A 16292-nucleotide genomic window follows, 5' to 3' on the forward strand; every position below is an offset into this window, starting at 1 on the left:
CGCACCGCGCGATTACGGGATTCACGCGGCCCGCGTTTGCCTTCGGGGTGCCGCGGCGGTCCGAGGCATCACCCGTCCGCCAACCCCCATTCCGTTGCAAGCGCAAGGATACGGGCGTGCTCCGGCACGGCTTCGAGGAAGCTGCGGCGCAGGGCGGGGGACTCGATGGCGTCCGCCTCGGCGCGCAGCTGATCCCGGGCAGCGGTGAGCGCTGCTCGGGCCGCATCGCCGTCGCCGCAGGCGTGAAGCGCCTCGATCCAGGCGAGGTGCACGAACGCATCATTCTCTTCGAGACCTTCGATGCGCTCCAGGAGCTCAATCGCTGTACGCGCCGCTGCGAGCGCCTCGAGCGCGTGCCCTTGTCGGAGCAGGGTGTGGGCGAGGGCGGCTTGTGCCAGGGCCTGCGGGCCGGGATACGCCTGCGTCTCGTCGATGGCGGTCGTTACCTGTGCGCGCGCCTCTGCGAGCTCTCCAAGATCGAGCAGAGCTTGCGTGAGCAACACCAAGGCGTGGCCCATCTGCCTGCCATTGCCAGATGCTCGCACTTCCTCGACGACCGCAGCCGTTAACGCCTTGGCCGTGGTGCTCTGCCCCCGCGCCAGGCTGATGCGCGCCAGCTGGATGTCGGATGAAATCGCCACATACGGCAAGTTGAGCTCAACCGCGACCCGCTTCGCTTCGTGGAGCGCGGACTCCGCTGGTCCGTAAGCGCCCAGTTGCTGCTGGAGCACGCTCAAATTGACCCGCATCAGGCACGCGTCCCGCAACGCACCGTCGCGCTCGTAGGCTTGGCACCCAGCCTCCATGAGGCGCAGGGCGAGGCCGAGTCGGCGGGGCGGGTAGCATGCCGCAACGCTTCTTGTCACGTAGACGTGCCCCGCCAGGCCAGGCTCCAGATGCTCGGGCTGCACCCCATCCATGACCCGCTCGAGGGCCGCGGCCGTGGTGTGGCGCCCGAGCTCCCGCAGCGACACCGCGGTGCTGTACCAGGCGAGAACGAACTCCCGGTCCAGCGCCGTATCCTTCAGGTCGAGCGGCAGCGACGACGCCACCGCCTCGAGCTGCTCCGCTTTCCCGAGCGCCCCGCTCGCCCAGGCGAGCATCGCCAGCGCGGTGTAGGCAGCCTTGCCCCCGGCGGGCGCCAGGGCCACCGCCGCCTTCGCCGCGCGCTCCGCCTCGATGAACGCCCCCCGCCAGTTGTGCGCGGTCGCCGCGAGCGCGTGGAGCCGCCCCGCCGCGTCCTCTCCCGGCGCGCAGGCGAACGCCCGGTCCACCCGCGCGAGCGCGCCGTCGAGATCGCTCGCCTCCAGCGCCTGCTCCGCCGCGTGCTCGTAGCACCGCGCTGCCGCCGCGAGCTCCTCGCCGCGCTCGAAGTGCTCGGCCAGCACCAGCGCGTCGCGCTCGCCGGCCTCCTCCAGCCAGGCGCCGGCGAGGCGGTGGCCGAGCCGCCGATCCACCTCGGTCAGCATGGTGTACGCCGCCTCGCGCACGAGCCCGTGCCGGAAGGCGAACTCCGCCTCGCCGGCGAACCGTGGCTCGGGCCGCCGCACGATCCACTCGCGCCGCTCCAGCTCCGCGAGCCGCGCGCCGAGCGCCGCGCCTCCGTCCTGCCCGAGCCCGAGCAGGCGCGCCGCCGCGCCCTGCCAGAACACCTCGCCGAGCACGCTGCCGGCGCGCAGCAGCCGCCGCTCCTCGGCGTCGAGATCCTTGAACCGCGCCTGCACCATCGCCAGCACCGTCTCCGGCGCCTCGCGCGCGTCCCGGCCCTCGACGGTCGCGCGCACGAGCTCCTCCACGAAGAACGGATTGCCCGCGGCGCGCCGGACGATCTCCGTCACGTGATCCGCGGAGGCGCGCTCGCCCAGCGCGGCCTGGACCATCCGCTCGCACGCGCGGCGAGGCAGCTCGCCGAGCCCGAGCTCCATCGTCCCCCGCTCGGTCCAGAGGGTGGGAAACGTCGCGCGCACCTCCGGCCTCGCCACGGCGAGCACCATCAGCGGGCGCTCTGCCAGCAGGCGCAGCGCCGCGTCGACGTACTGCACGGTCGGGAGGTCCCCCCAGTGCAGGTCCTCCAGCACGAGCAGCACCGGGCCCGCCCGGCACTCGGCGTCGACGAAGTCCACCCACGCCCGGCGGATCTGGTCGCCCATGAGCAGCGGATCGCGCCGCGCCGCGCGCAGCTGCACTCGCGCCGCGTCCGGGAACGGCGTGCCGACCATCTCGCCCAGGAACTCGGTCACCCGCTCCCGGAGGTCCGGCGCCACGTGCCGGGCCACGCGCGCGGCGAGCTGCTCGCGGCGGCGCTCGAGGGGCTCGCCGTCGACGAGGTGCGCCGCGCGGCGCACCACCTGCCCGAGCAGGCCGAGGGGCGCCCCCACGCGCGCCGGATCCGCCTGCGCGATCCAGATCTCGGCCGGCTCGCTGCGCCCCCTGAGCCGCCGCACGAACTCGAGGCGCAGCCGCGACTTGCCCATCCCCGCCGCCGCGATCACGAGCCCCGCCCGCGCGCAGGGCTCGCCGGCGCACTCGTCGAACAGGTCCTCCAGGGCGCGCAGCTCCCGGTCGCGCCCGACGAACGGGGTGGGCCTGCCGAGCAGCATGCGCTCCTCGTCGAACGGCTCCCGCTCGCCGACGACAGCGGCCGCCCGGGACCCCGGCGCGATCTCGAACACCCGCCCGAGGAGGCCCGCCGTGATCGCGTCCACGAGCACCGGGGCCGGAGTTTCCGGCGCGCCGGCGCCGGCGCCGCCACCAGGCGACCCAGCGTCGCCGCCGTCGCCGCCGACGAGGATCGCGGAGGCGCGGTCGATGACCGGGCCGAGGGGTCGCCCGCCGTCCAGCGCGTCCCAGCCGGTCGCGACCGCCAGGCGGGCGCCGGACAGGAGCTTCTGCAGCGCAAGGCCGCAGCGCACGGCGCGGGCGGCCAGATCGGTCGGCGTCGCCGCGCCCGTGAGGATCGCCGCGACCCCGCCCTCGTGCAGCGGCTCGAGGCGGCCGCCGTGCTCTGCGGCGGCGCGGCGCAGGTCCGGCAACGTCGGCCCGAGCCCTGTCGGCACCGCGATCCTCCCGCCCACCTCGAGCGTGGCGGCTTCGGCGCGCAGCGCAGGGAGAGAGGCGGCAAGGGGCGGGGCCTCCAGCCGGGCCAGGACCACGCTCACGAGACCTCGCTCGCGGCGCGTGAGCGAGGGCGGAGACAGCTCCGCGGTGGCGTGCTCCGGCGAGCGCGCCGCGAGCGCGCGCGCGGCGGCCGCGGCGTCCGCCGGGCGGACGGCGCGATCCTTCGCCATGAGCCGCTCCGTGAGCAGGTCGATGGCCTCGGGGACCTCGACGCGCAGCGCGCTCGGCCGCGGCGCGTCCTCGAAGAGCACCTTCACGAGCACCGCGAACGCGTGCTCCGCCCAGAAGGGGGCCTTGCCGGTGAGGCACTCGAACAGGAGGCACCCGAGCGCGTACACGTCCGCGCGCGCGTCGATGTCCAGCTCGCCGCGGACCTGCTCCGGCGCCATGTAGGCCGGCGTGCCGATGGCCACGCCAGGCTCGGTCAGCCCGCCTGTCGCGGCCGCGTCGCGCGCGATCCCGAAATCGAGGATCTTCACCTGATCGAGCTGGCCGCCTTGCAGGAACAGGTTTGCCGGCTTGAGATCGCGGTGGACCACGCCGCGCGCGTGCACGAGCGAGAGCGCCTCGGCCACGCGCTGGACGAGGGCGAGCGCCTCGTCGACGCCGAGCGGCCCGCGCGCGAGCCGCGCGGCGAGGTCCTCGCCCTCGAGCCACTCCATCGCGAGATAGTGCTGGCCCTGCTCCGAGACGCCGTGGGCGATGTGGCGCGCGATCGCCGGGTGCCGCAGCTCGGCCAGGAGCCGCGCCTCCCGCTGGAAGCGCGCGACGAGCTGCACGTCCGAGCTCCTCAGGAGCTTGAGCGCGACAGGCTTGCCGTCGTGCCGGTCGCGCGCGCGGTAGACGTCGCCCATGCCCCCGCTGCCGGCGATGCGCTCGAGCTCGAACCGACCGGCGAGGACCTTCTCCGGAGCCGCCCTGTGCACGCCCCGATGGTACCGCTGCAAGCGTCCTGCACACACGGCGAGATTTCGGGCGTCTGATGACGGAGAGGTATCAGGCTCCCGGACGTGCCGAGCGCGCTCGCTCGATAGGGCAGGCGTGAACCGGGCGCTGCTCGAGCGGGAGCGCGGCGGGCATCAGGCGGCGGAGATACGCGCTGATCGAGAAGGCGGGCGTCCAACCAGCGGGCCGGACCAGGGCTACACGAGGCCTGTCGCGCGGCAAGGATGGAGCTCGCGGAGCGCGCGCGCTCGCAGCCAAGGCGCGTGCTCTGCCGTGCGACCGCCAGGTATCACTTGATGATGGCCGGATCCTCGATCGTGAAACACTCCACCGACGACGCCGTATACTTGATCACGTTGTACCAGAACTGCGAGATCTGAAAGACGTGCGCCGCTGATTTCTCATAGCAGCCGCTGTTCGGGTCCGTGTACAGCCGGGGATCGAGGCACGCCGCCGTCCCGAGCCACTGGCCCGAATAGGTCACCCACTCGTCGCCGTACGCGACGACATGGCCCTTGCCGACCTCCTCGTGCACCGCGAAATTGTTGGTGCCGTCGGTGCAATCGACGGTCGCGGTCGTCGATTTGATCGGTCGCGCGATGTATGCGCCCACGCTCTGGATGTCCTTGCCGATGGGTGTGTCCTGGTTCCAGGTGCCCACGCTCCCGGGGAGGGGGCCGCCGAGCGGCAACGACCCGCCCCAGCAGTTGCAGTTCGGGCAGCCGCTCTGCGCAGGATCCAGCATGCCGTTGGTGTTGAACTGGATGTCGGTGAAGGAAAGGAGCTGGTTGGTCGCCGTGACGTCGTGGACGGTGCATCCCTGTCCGCTGCACTGATAGCCGCTCAGCGCGATGAGGCCACCGCCGTTGTTGACCCAGTCCTTGAGCGCGCTCACCTCGTCAGCCGTGAACTGCCACGGCGCCCCGTCGTCGTTCTGGGCGCCCTTCGTCACCATCCACTGAAGGAGTATCACGTCGTACCTGGCGAGAAACTCTGGCGTGAGCGTGGGCTTCTCCGTGTTGTAGTTGTCGACCTGGGCCGTGCTCTGCGTGTTCAACCAGTTCTGAAGCGCCGTGGTGCTGTCGCTGCTGCACGGACCCCAGACACCTTCGCGGCCGATGGAGGCGATGTTGATGCAGGTGCAGTTGCCTGCGTCATCGCAGGTCGTCTGGTGACCGGCGTCAGCCTGCGGGCCGCTCGAAACCGAGCTGGTCAGCCCGATATCGCCGCCAAAATCGTCGCCGCTGCTGCTGCTGTTGTTGCTGCCGGTGCCGCCAGCGCTCTGGCCGCCGTCGCCATTCCCCGTGGTGTTGCCCTTCTCGCCATCGCCGCCCCCCGAACAGGCGATGACGGGCAGCCAGAGGGCCGCGAGCACAGCGCAGAGACGAGTCGCGAGCTGAAGTCCTGTCATGGGCCATGAGACTATCACTCCCCGCGCCTGGCTGGAGCTCCAAAATAGCGAGGAAGCCCTCCACCCGGCCGGCCCGGTCGATCATGGCGCGATGCGGCGCGCTTCGTAGATGTCGGTCCCGCCGCTCCGCTCCGAGGAGAAGAACACGACGGACCCGTCCGGGGACAGGTAAGGATCGTTCTCGCGCGCGTCCGGAGAGTTCAGCTCCTCGAGCGCCTCGGGCGCCTCGAAGGCTGCGTCCGGCCCCTGCCGCCGGGCCCAGAACAGGTCGTCGCCGGAGCGGTAGAAGAGCTGCCTTCCTTCATCGAACAGGAAGGGCGCCAGCTGGTCGCCCGCGTCGTTCAGCTCGGCGATCGGGACGAACTCGCCCCACGCGTCCTCCGGGCTCTCGCGGGACGCGATCGCGAGATCCCAGCCCTGGGTCTCGGGCCCGTTGAGGCCGACCACGGCGCGGAGCTCGGGCAGGTCGACGTGAGCGTTCATCGCCTGCGTGCCGTCCTCGTGGCCGGGGTTGAGCGCCTCGACGAAGGAAGGGTCTCCCCACGGGTCGCCTCGACTCGCGCGCTCCGACATCCAGGTACCCGTCTGCTGCTCGGCGCCGCGGAAGAACCAGAGCCGGAGCCCATCGTTCGAGACGGCGGGCGTGTCCTCGTTGCCCGCGCTGTTGAGCTTCTCGAGGAGCTCGACGGTCGGCGTCTCCCAGGGTGAGCCCAGGTCCGCCCGGCGCGACACCCAGATATCCTTGCTCCCGCCGCGGTCGGACATGAAGTGGATCTCGAGCAGATCGCCCGTGAGCGTCGGGTCCTCGTCCCTGGCGACATCGTCGTTCAGCGCGGCGACCTTCTCCGGCGCCGTGAACCGCGGCCGCTCCGGCACGAACGCGCCGATCACGACCCGCTGATCCTCACACGCCGCCCCTCCGAGCGCGAGCGCGAGCGCGAGCCCCCAGGAGACCCTGATCCAGCGGGATCGTCGCGCCGAGGAGGTCCATCCGAGGAGACCGGCAGCGGGGATGAGCCCGGTAGAGCCCGTCGGGGCCGGCGCGCTGCTCCGCCCCGGCCTCGCGCTCGCCCCGTGAGCGCGGCGCCCGGAGCGCGTCACTCCCGCACCGGCTCCACCAGGTCGACCCCGAATTGCTCGCGGTACGCCCGCCGCGCAGCCTCGCGCAGCTCGTCGTCGCCGCGGCTCACCTGCGCCTCGAACGCCTGCGCGTACGTCTCCGGGTCGACCTCGCGCGCCCCGAAGCGCAGCTTCTTCCCGGCGAGCGTCTCCAGGAGGATCGTGGCGACGCGGTGCTCGGCGCCGCCGCGCGCCGCGACCCCGAAGGGGAAGAGGTGCACGAGCGTGAGCTGCGGCGGCGCGTCCCTGGCCGTCATCTCGGCGATGTACGCGGAGAGCTCGCGGCTCGCGCGGTCCTGCGCCTCGTCGGAGAAGCCGGCGAGCAGCTCCGCCACCGCCGGCGAGAGGGGCAGGTGAGGGCCGTCGACCTGGTGCTGGAGCTCGTGCCGCTCGGTGCCGGCGAGCACTGCCTGCTCCAGCGCGGCGCCCAGGCGGCCGCGCAGCGCCGCGAGCGCGGCGTCGCACCGCGCCAGGGCGCCGGCGCTCGCGCCGGGCGCGCCCCCGGCCGCCGCGTGGCACGTGCCGCCCTCCTGGCCGGCGCGCTCGGCATACGACCGGACCTCGGAGCCGAGGACGAGCGCGAACGGGTCCTGATCGCGCGAGAAGCCGAGATGGACGCGGCCACCCTCCGTCATCGGCTCGACCAGGAGCGTCGCGAAGCGGTCCTCGCCGACCCGGAAGACGTGGACCTCCTTCACGCGGTAAGGGGTCGTGGTGAACCGGCGCATCGTGCCCTCGGCCGAGACGCCGAGGATGACGGATGCGTCGAGGTAATACGGCAGCGCGGCGCGCCTCGCGGCGTCGTTCGCCTCGGCGACGAGGCGGCCGAAGGCGCGGCCGGAGAGCTCGAGGTCGTCCACCTGGCCGGCCAGCGCCGCGAGCGCCGCGGCGAAGTCCTTGCCGTCGGGCTGCGCCCTCGCGGCCGCGAGCATCTCGCGGCCGCGCGCCTTCGTGAGCACCTGCGCCTCCGCGCCCGTGCCCCGCGCGTCGCGCGCGTGCGCGTCGCGGGCGAGGCGCGCTCGCTCCCAGCCGGGCACGAGCTCGCCGAACACCCGGTCCCACTCGGTCGTGGGCGCGCCGAGCCGCCAGTCGACGCCCTTCGGCGCGGGGCGGCCGAGCACGAGCAGCGCGCCGAGCAGCGCGGCCACCAGGGCCGCGGCGGCGCCCGCCGCCGCGATCGGCCGGGCGCCGCGCGCGCTGCCGGCGGCGTGGCCTGACTCCAGCTCGGCGTCGGGCACCATCACGCCGAGCACGAGCACCTCGAGCGCGGAGGCGAGCACCGCCACGACCGCGACGAGCAGGAGGGCGAAGAAGGCGACCATGCCCGCCTCGACGCCGAGGCCGCCCGAGAGGAACGCGCGGTACACGGAGAGCAGCATCAGGCCGGGCATGGCCCACACCGCCGCGATGGCGAGGCCCGGGTGCTCGCGCGCGGGCACGCGGCGGACGTGGGCGAGGCCCAGCAGCGCGATCGCGAGCGGACCGAGCACGAAGAGCAGGACCATGCCGTACCCGAGCTGGAAGCGGACATCGGGCAGGGTCGCCACGAGCACGACCGCGCGTGCGACCGTCTGCGCGGGGATCTCGCCGCGGGACGGCCACAGGTAGAACACGAGCGCCGCGGCGACCGACGCGATGAGCAAGGCGCTGCCGCCCCGGCGCGCCCGCGCGTGGAAGCGCAGCACCACGCCCGCCGCGGTGAGCGCGAAGACCGCGAGGAACGGCGCCGGCCGCGTGATCAGGCTGTCCGGCAGCGGCAGCATGTCCCACGCGGAGCTCCGGCGGCCGATCCACACGGCGACGTTCACGGCCACGAGCGCGGCGAGCACGGCGATGGCGCGCGACGTCGGCCGCTCGATCAGCAGGCCGGCGCGCTGCTTCGTGCGCGCGCCGAGGAAGAGCAGCCACAGGCCGGCGGCCGCTGGCGCGAGCGCGGCGAGCCGCGCGGCGGGCGCGAGCTCGGGGAGCACGCTCCACACGAAGATGCCGTGCCCGTAGGCGACCTCGTACGGCACGAGCACCGACAGCGCGAGCGCGAGGCCGCTCCAGAGGCAGCGCGCGCGCAGGCGCTCGGCCGACATGCGGTAGAACATCGCGGTCGCGGCGCTCTCGCCGTGGGAGGGCGCGCTCACGGCTCGACCGCCGCGCTCGCGATGCGCGAGATCCACCGCTTGCGCGGGAACACCGGGTCGCGGTACCGCACCTCGAAGAGCACGCGCCTGCCGTCGGCGGAGAACCGCGGCACCCGCTCCTCGGCGGAGCCCTGGGTGATCTTCTTCACCTCGCCCGTGGCGAGCGCCAGCACCGCGATGTCCGTGCCGCCCGCGCCCGGCGCCTCGAACGCGACGCGCGCGCCGTCGGGCGAGAACGTGGGCCACGCCGCGCCGCCGGGCGTGGCGTACACCTTCCGGCGCCACGTCGCCGTGTCGATGACCGCGATCCCCGGCTCCGCGCCGCGCACGACACACACGATCTTCGTGCCGTCCCTCGACGGGGCCGGGCTGCGCAGGTCCTCCCCGGGGCTCGCGCGGAAAGGGCGCTCGATCGTCATCGGCTGCCTGGTGACGTCGACCACCGCGAGGTGCCGCACCTCGTCGGTCGAGGTGTCGGGCACGTAGACGAACACGAGCCGCTTCTCGTCGAGCCACGTGAACCCGCCGAGCGACTCGTTCTCGGTGTGGAGGCCGAACACCTCCTTGCCGCTTTCCGTGTCGAGCACCATCAGATCGGCGTCCGCATCCGCCTCCGGGCGATCGTAGACCGCCACGAACCTGCCGCCCGGGGCGAGCCGCGGATCGACGAAGCGGTGCTCGGGGTCGATGCGCACGCGCCGGCTCTGCCCGGACCTGTCGACGATCGTGATCGTCTTCGCCCAGCCGTAGAAGTCCTCCACGAGCGCGACGCGGTCGCCGTCGCGCTGCGACGATGGGTACGAGTACACGTGGTAGCCCCGCCACATCGGCCTCGGGGCGCCGGGATCCGTGGTCGGGGGGGCCTGCTGGTCGAGCGGCCGCCACGCGACCGTCTCCAGCGCCTCGCTGCGCACGAGGCTCCTCGATCGCGGCGAGAAGAACACCGACACGTCGGCGGTCTTCACGAAATAGCCGCCCTCGGCGGTGCCCACGAGCAGGTCCTCGGCCGACGGCGGGGACAGGAACGTCACGCGCCCCTGCTCCTCGGCCTCGGACGCCTTCGCCTGCGCGGCGTACGCCTCGGCGGCCCGCGCGGCCTCCGCGGCGCGCTCCTTCGCGAACCTCCGCGCCGGCGCGAGCCGCTCCAGCAGCTTGATGTCCGTCCCCTCCGTGATAGCGCGCACCGACGGGTGGTCCATGAGCTGCGCGATCACGGCGTCGAGCGCCTGGGAGGCCATGAAGTCGGCGAGCAGCGCCATGGCCCGATCCTTCTTCGTCGCTCCGGAGTAGCCGCTGATGCGCCCCTCGGTCGACGTGCCCTTGTCGAGCGCCGTGAGCGTCACCGGCGCGTCCGCCCGGAGCTCGAAATACCCCTCCTTCACCGGGTGCTCCACCACCTCGGGCGAGAGGTGCGCCTCGATGACGAACGCGGCGCCGAGGGCCCTTCCGGCCTCCTTCGGGTCGCCGGCGCTCTCCAGCGCCTTCACCACCTCCGGGTCGCCGCCCTTCACCGGATCGAACCCGAGCTCCGCGAGCTGCGCGCCGAGCTCGTCGGCGAGCCTCGCCGCCGGCTGCGACCCTTCCCACCAGTACCCGTCGAGATCGATCGCCACGAGGACGCGCAGCGGATCGGTCGCCGTGAGCGAGCGGAAGGCGGCGAGGCCCGCCGCCGCGATCGCGAGCCCGATGACCGCGAAGACCGGCCAGAGCCTGCGCTTCGGCACGAGCGCCTCGATCGAGGCCGGCGACTCCGGCGGATCGGCCTCGGGGGCGGGCGGCTGCGCGTCGGTCGGGGGGCGATGTTCCTCCATGCAACAGCGACGTGCCCTATCCGCGCCAGGGCGTAAAGCCGCATGGACGAGGCGGTGGCGTGGCCGCGGGCCCGCGCTGCCCCTGGCGGCGGCGACGACGCGCGCGGCCTCGCGCGAGGCGGCGAGAGGCGGAGAGCGCCGTCGATTGATGTGTTGAGACGACGCGCGTCCGCGGACAACATGGCTTGGTGCGGCGGGACGGACGGCGCGCCGACGATGTGGGTTTGAGGAGCCGGACCATCGCTGTTGGTTCTGCCCCGCTGGCGAATCACGTGCGCTGCGATTGCTGCAAGCAAAGGCTCTTTCCCACCGGATGAGACCTGGACAGCTGTTCGGTGACGCGGGCGCGGCTGTGGGCAGACAGCTCCGGAGGACGGCGCGACGCGCGCGGGCGCCGTCGACAGGGGGCTCTCAGCCGGCGCGTGATGGGTTAACGTTCGCATGGTGTACTTCCAAGGGTTTGCCGAACGTTGCTTCACGCTTCATCCCGCGCCGCAGGCGCTCCTGCGTCCCGACGGCTCGATCGCCACGGCCAACCCCGCGCTGGCGCGCGCGGCGGGCGTCGGCCGCGAGCGTGTACAGGACGTCCACATCGCCGAGCTGGTGCACCTCGACGATCGTCGGCAGGTCGAGGCGTGCCTCGTGGAGCTCGGGCAGGGCGAGCAGGCGCGCTCGTGGCGCGCGCGCCTCCAGCCGGCGGGCGCAGGGGCGCGCTGGATGGACTGGAGCGCGGCGGCGCCCGCGGGCGAGGGGATCGTCCACGTGGTCCTGCACGACGTACACGAGCTCCGTGAGGCCGAGCGCGCGTCGCGCGAGCGGGAGCGCTTCCTCTCGTCGGTGTTCGGCAACCTGATCGGGATGGTGTACCGGTGCCGGAACGAGCCGGACTGGCCCCTGGATTTCATCACCGCCGGGTGCGAGCAGCTCACCGGCTACCCGTCGGAGGAGTACGTCCAGCACCGGGTGATGTTCGGGCACCTGATCCACCCCGAGGATCAGGGGCGGGTATGGGACGAGGTGCAGGCCGCGCTCGCGGTGCGCCAGCCGTTCACGCTGCGTTACCGGATCAGGACCGCCAGCGGCGAGGAGAGGTGGGTCTACGAGCAGGGGTGCGGCGTCCACGCCGAGGACGGCGCGCTGCTCGCGCTCGAGGGGTACGTGACCGACGTCACCGAGCGCGTGAACGCCGAGCGGATGCTCGCCGAGAAGCTGCGCGTCATCGAGGCGCAGGCCGAGGCGATCCGCCACCTCTCCACGCCGATCATCGAGGTGTGGGAGGGGGTGCTCACCATGCCGATCGTGGGCTCGATCGACCGGGAGCGGGCCGGTCAGATGATGGAGGCGCTGCTCGACGCGGTGGTGAGGAGCGGCTCCAGCCATGTGATCGTCGACCTGACCGGGGTCGACATCATCGACAGCGCGGTCGCCAGCCACCTGATGAGGATGCTCGACGCCGTGCGCATGCTCGGCGCGCAGGGGGTGCTGGCGGGCATCCGGCCCGAGGTGGCGCGGACGCTCGTCGCGCTCGGCGTGGATCTCTCGCGCGTGCCCACGCGCAACGGCCTGCGGGACGCGCTGCTCGACTGCATCCGCGCGAAGAGCCGCGCCGCGAAGGCGTGACGGCGAGGGACTGGCCACTACGAATATCGATGGCGGTCTGAGCGGAGGCCGCCCTTCCGTGGGCGTCGCCGCCGCCGAGCCCGCGTTGCGTCGTGACGTGCCCGCCAGCTAGGCTCACTGCATGTCCGACCTGCTCGTCAACATCGACGTCCCGGAGCTCGACCCGGCCATCGCGTTCTATACCCGCGCGTTCGGCCTGCGCGTCGGGCGGCGCTTTGGCCCTTCGTTCGTCGAGCTCCTCGGCGCGGCGGCCCCGATCTACCTCCTCGTGAAGCCGGCCGGCAGCCAGCCCGCGGCCGGTGCGTCCGCGCGCGACTACGGGCGCCACTGGACGCCGGTCCACCTCGATTTCGTCGTCGACGATCTCGAGGCCGCCGCGCGCCGCGCGCAGGACGCAGGGGCGGTCCCCGAAGCCGATATAGAGGTCGCCGCGTGGGGGAGAATGCTCCGCCTCGCCGATCCGTTCGGCCATGGCGTCTGCCTTCTTCAGTTCAGCGGCCGCGGCTACGACGAGATCGCCACGCCCGGCTGAGCGCTCGAGGGCGCGGGCAACGGCGATCGGAGGTGCGGATGGAGCGCGTCGCGGCAGCTCACGGCGAGGCGATCGATCGGGAGCGGAGCGCCACGGCCGCGGCCACCCGCACGAGAGGTGGAGACGAGCCGCATCTCCGGACCTACCCCGGGCGATGCCGTCACGCACAGCGCCCGGCTCGGCGCGACGCCGCTCCAGCGAGCTGGAGGCTTGAGCGGCTCCCCTCCGTTGACAACGCCCCACGTTGCCGGTCTCATTCTCGGATGTTGATGGAGAACGACGACCCTGCCCTCGTGACGTTGAAGCCCTTCGAGTACACCATCAACGGAGCGGTGTTCCGGGTTGAGTACCGCGATCTTACGACGATCTCGGCGGATGTTCTCGTAAGCTCTGACGATATAAATCTATCCATGGGCGGCGGTGTGTCGCTTTCTCTGCTTACCCGCGGCGGGCACGAGATCTTTCACGAGGCACAGAGAACGACCCCGATCTCCCTCGGTGATGTCGTGCTCACCGGAGCAGGGCGCCTCAACGCGAAGAAGATCTTCCATTGTGCTGTGATCGACTACTCCAGCCCGAGCTCTACAAGCCTCGAGATCGTGAGGGCGGTCACGCGGAAGTGCCTGGCGCTGTGCGACGCCCAAGGTTTCGCGTCGATCGCCTTCCCGGCGCTCGCCACGGGCGCAGCATCGTTATCGCCGGAGCGCTCCGCCGCCGCCATGCTGATGGCGATCGCCGATTATCTGAGCGGTGTCACTCAAATACGAACCATCACGATCGCGCTGTTTCCGAGGTTCGCCCCAGATCACGACGTCGCGACGCTGTTCTACGCGAAGATCGCGGATTTCGTGGAGCTGGCGCGGCACCTCGAGAGCACGAGCCTCGCCCTCGCGAAGCTCGAGCAGGTCTACAGAGAGCTCGGCTCGGAGAAGGCTGCGGTGGCCACGGCTGACTCGCGGAGGATCCTCGGTAGCCGTAGAGATCGCCTGGAGGACGCGTTCTCTTTTACTGAGCCTGACGGCAGCAATGGATCGACGGCGTGGCTCGGCCCTCTCGAAGACGTCGAGTCGGAGCTTGAGCGTGTGTCCGCGGCGGTGGATCGGCAACACCTGCCGAGCGGGGTGCATGAATCGCTCGGTCAGCAAGGCGCCCTGAGCGCTCGCGCGACAGAATGGCTGGCGATCGAGCGGCAGTACAAGGAGGAGCGGCGCGGCGCCCTGCGCGCTCTCATAGCCATACGAGAGAAATACGTCACCGAGCTCGAGCTCCGTGCCGCGATGCACGGGCTCGGCGACCCAGGCAAGCCGGAGGGGCTGGACGTCGAGAGCGGCGCCCTGATCGCCTCGGCTTCATCTCGGCTGCAGTGGTTGAAGGATCAGCTTCGAGACCTCGAGGCGGAGCTCAGGGGCTCGCAGGAGCTGCCCCGCGATCGGGCCGCGGCGGCCCGGCAGAAGAAGCGCGCGTCGAAGTCCGCGCGAGGCTCCTCCAAGGTCGCGCCCACGGACGGTACAGCGACGCACCTCCTCCACCTCTCTGATCTGCACTTCGGTGATTCCGAGGACGCCAGGCTCTGGTCCAGCCAGCTCGCAGAAGACCTGCAGGTCGAGCTCGGCTGCGCTCGCCTGGACGCGGTCATCCTCTCCGGCGACATCGCCAACCGATCCACCCCAGAGGAGTACGCCGCAGCCCGTAGCTTCCTGGACTACCTCTCGGCCGCGTTCCAGCTCTCACCTCAGCAGGTGATCCTCGTACCGGGCAACCACGACCTTCACTGGGGCCTCGCCAAGAAGTCTTACAAGCTCGTCGAACGCGAGGACCTCTCGGCGCCTCCGACGGAAGGAAGCTTCATCGACATCGGTAGCGGTGCCCTCCGGATCCGCGACGAGGCGCTCTACCCGAGGCGTTTTGAGCACTTCGCGCGGTTCTACGAGGACATCAGGAAGGAGCCTTATCCGCTCGCACCCGAAGCGCAGGCGCTGGTCTATGCGTTGCCCTCCCAGGACCTCCTCGTCCTCGGTCTGAATTCCGCATGGAACCTCGACCACCATTTCAGGGACCGCGCCTCCATCCACCCGCTCGCCTTGAGCCGCGCGCTTGACCAGATCCGGAGCACCGCGGCGTATGCTCCGTACGTCAAGATCGCGGTCTGGCACCACCCGGTCGCCAGTCCCTTCCCCGACCGGATCACCGAACATGGATTCCTCGAGCGCCTCACTCAGGCCGGCTTCCGCCTGGGCCTGCACGGCCACATCCACAGGGCCGATAGCGCTCTGTTCCGCTACGATCGGGCTGCCTCTGGTCGGCGGATGGAGCTCCTCTCCGCCGGCACCTTCGGCGCGCCGACCCGGGAATGGGTACCTGGCTATCCGCTTCAGTACCAGCTACTGCGTCTGAAAGGAGACAGCCTGACAGTCGAGACCCGCCGCCGGGAGGAGCCGGGCGGCACCTGGAAGCCGGACGCGCGGTGGACCACGGATCGCGGCAAGGACCCGCTGCCCCGCTACACAGTAAGGATGGCTTGAGCCGGTGAGCGCGCCGCGCTGGCGGCTGAACAGCTCCGGCTCGACAAGGCACGGTGAGACCGCCGTGCAATCGAGCACCACGAAAGAGCGCGGGTTCGTCCACACCGCGCCCGCGACGGCGCCGTGGGCTGCGAGCCCGCCGGCTCGTCCGGGGCGGTCGCGACCGCCCCGAGGACCACGTCCTCGCGGCGTGATAGCCTCGGACGATGTTCGTCGTCGCGATCCTCGAGCTGGCCACCTCGGTCGAGGCCGAGGCGGCGGCGCTGGCCGCGGACCTCGGGTCGACCGCGTACGAGCAGCGGCTGCACCTCGTCGCCGGCCTGCCGGCCGTCGTGCTCACCACCGCCGATCCGGCGCCGGCGCGCGCGCTGCTCCGCTCGCTCCGCGCCCGCGGCCACGGCGCCCTCGCCGTCGACGCCGCCGCGGTCGTGTCGAGCGGCGACATGCTCCTGCTCCGGCGCGGCCGCCTCGAACCGGGCGGCCTCGCCGCCGAGGACCCGACGGCGTCGGGCGTCGCCGTGGAGCCGGCGGCCGCGGCGGAGCGGCTGCCGTTCGACGACATCCTCGCGCTGATCCGGGCCACCCAGCGGCAGCGCGTCACGTCGAAGGTCGAGGTGAAGGAGCGCAAATTCGCGCCGGGGAGCACGATGATGACCGGCGGGCTCGTGATGTCGAAGACCGTCACCCGGGAGGAGACCCGCGTCAGCGACGAGCGCTCGGAGGTCCTCTACCTCTTCCGCAAGAGCGGCGAGCGCCCCTGGCTCCTGCGCGAGCGCGGCGCGAGCTACGGCTGGCTCGGCGGGACGATGGCCCCCTCCAGCCTCCAGAACTTCACGGCCACCGTCGCGCTGCTCCGCCAGCGCGCTCCGGGCGCCGTCTACGACGAGCGGCTGACCGGCGCGCGGCGGCAGATCCCGTTCTCGGGCAACGGCTCGCCCTCGCCGGATCCGAACGCCGACCTGCTCGCCCACCTGCTCGCCTGCTGGGCTGCGAGAGCCTCGGCCCCGGGCGGCGGCGCGGCAGCCCCGGGGTGACCGCCTGACCCGGCGCGATCACCGCGCGCCGGCCGCACACCCGCTCCAG

General features: G+C 72.2%; 9 protein-coding genes. 4 read left to right on the forward strand and 5 right to left on the reverse strand.

All coding sequences use genetic code 11. The features are described 5' to 3' along the window. Positions 1-68: 68 nt before the first annotated feature. The 5 genes from WME89_RS18330 to WME89_RS18350 all read right to left on the reverse strand — a co-directional run bounded on the left by WME89_RS18330 (position 69) and on the right by WME89_RS18350 (position 10535). Positions 69-4043: a protein kinase domain-containing protein gene (locus WME89_RS18330; protein WP_438010403.1), complete on the reverse strand. Its 3975-nt coding sequence runs from the start codon at positions 4041-4043 to the stop codon at positions 69-71. Positions 4044-4351: 308 nt separating this feature from the next. Then, the gene (locus tag WME89_RS18335) at positions 4352-5473 is read right to left on the reverse strand and encodes a hypothetical protein (protein ID WP_438010404.1); all 1122 of its coding nucleotides are present in this window, start codon (positions 5471-5473) and stop codon (positions 4352-4354) included. An 81-nt stretch (positions 5474-5554) separates the two neighbouring features. Continuing rightward, positions 5555-6364 carry a hypothetical protein gene (locus WME89_RS18340; RefSeq protein WP_438010405.1) on the reverse strand — a complete coding sequence of 270 codons (810 nt, stop codon included), beginning with the start codon at positions 6362-6364 and terminating at the stop codon, positions 5555-5557. A 206-nt stretch (positions 6365-6570) separates the two neighbouring features. Next, complete coding sequence (locus WME89_RS18345) at positions 6571-8724, reverse strand: hypothetical protein (RefSeq protein WP_438010406.1); 2154 nt, start codon at positions 8722-8724, stop codon at positions 6571-6573. Further along, entirely contained in the window at positions 8721-10535 is a 1815-nt protein-coding gene (locus WME89_RS18350; RefSeq protein WP_438010407.1) for a TolB family protein, read from the reverse strand. Before WME89_RS18350 ends, WME89_RS18345 begins: the two co-directional genes overlap by 4 nt. A 441-nt stretch (positions 10536-10976) precedes the next feature. On the opposite strand from WME89_RS18350, the gene WME89_RS18355 reads away from it, so the two are divergent. The 4 genes from WME89_RS18355 to WME89_RS18370 all read left to right on the forward strand — a co-directional run bounded on the left by WME89_RS18355 (position 10977) and on the right by WME89_RS18370 (position 16243). Further along, positions 10977-12155 carry a PAS domain-containing protein gene (locus WME89_RS18355; protein ID WP_438010408.1) on the forward strand — a complete coding sequence of 393 codons (1179 nt, stop codon included), beginning with the start codon at positions 10977-10979 and terminating at the stop codon, positions 12153-12155. 121 nt (positions 12156-12276) lie between these two features. Further along, on the forward strand, positions 12277-12687 hold the full coding sequence (locus WME89_RS18360) for a VOC family protein (RefSeq protein ID WP_438010409.1): 411 nt from the start codon (positions 12277-12279) through the stop codon (positions 12685-12687). A 269-nt stretch (positions 12688-12956) separates the two neighbouring features. Beyond that, a complete protein-coding gene (locus tag WME89_RS18365) occupies positions 12957-15209 on the forward strand; it encodes a macro domain-containing protein (RefSeq protein ID WP_438010410.1) in 2253 nt (750 codons plus the stop codon). A 206-nt stretch (positions 15210-15415) separates the two neighbouring features. Further along, the gene (locus tag WME89_RS18370) at positions 15416-16243 is read left to right on the forward strand and encodes a hypothetical protein (protein ID WP_438010411.1); all 828 of its coding nucleotides are present in this window, start codon (positions 15416-15418) and stop codon (positions 16241-16243) included. Positions 16244-16292: the final 49 nt, after the last annotated feature.

This window comes from Sorangium sp. So ce321 (genome assembly GCF_051530195.1).
Classification (GTDB): domain Bacteria; phylum Myxococcota_A; class Polyangia; order Polyangiales; family Polyangiaceae; genus Sorangium.

What these genes read in the sequence shown, in the direction of transcription:
- WME89_RS18370 (WP_438010411.1), top strand. Translation starts at nt 15,416, where the DNA reads ATGTTCGTCGTCGCGATCCTCGAGCTGGCCACCTCGGTCGAGGCCGAG.
- WME89_RS18360 (WP_438010409.1), top strand. Translation starts at nt 12,277, where the DNA reads ATGTCCGACCTGCTCGTCAACATCGACGTCCCGGAGCTCGACCCGGCC.
- WME89_RS18350 (WP_438010407.1), bottom strand. Translation starts at nt 10,535, where the DNA reads ATGGAGGAACATCGCCCCCCGACCGACGCGCAGCCGCCCGCCCCCGAG.
- WME89_RS18355 (WP_438010408.1), top strand. Translation starts at nt 10,977, where the DNA reads ATGGTGTACTTCCAAGGGTTTGCCGAACGTTGCTTCACGCTTCATCCC.
- WME89_RS18335 (WP_438010404.1), bottom strand. Translation starts at nt 5,473, where the DNA reads ATGACAGGACTTCAGCTCGCGACTCGTCTCTGCGCTGTGCTCGCGGCC.
- WME89_RS18365 (WP_438010410.1), top strand. Translation starts at nt 12,957, where the DNA reads ATGGAGAACGACGACCCTGCCCTCGTGACGTTGAAGCCCTTCGAGTAC.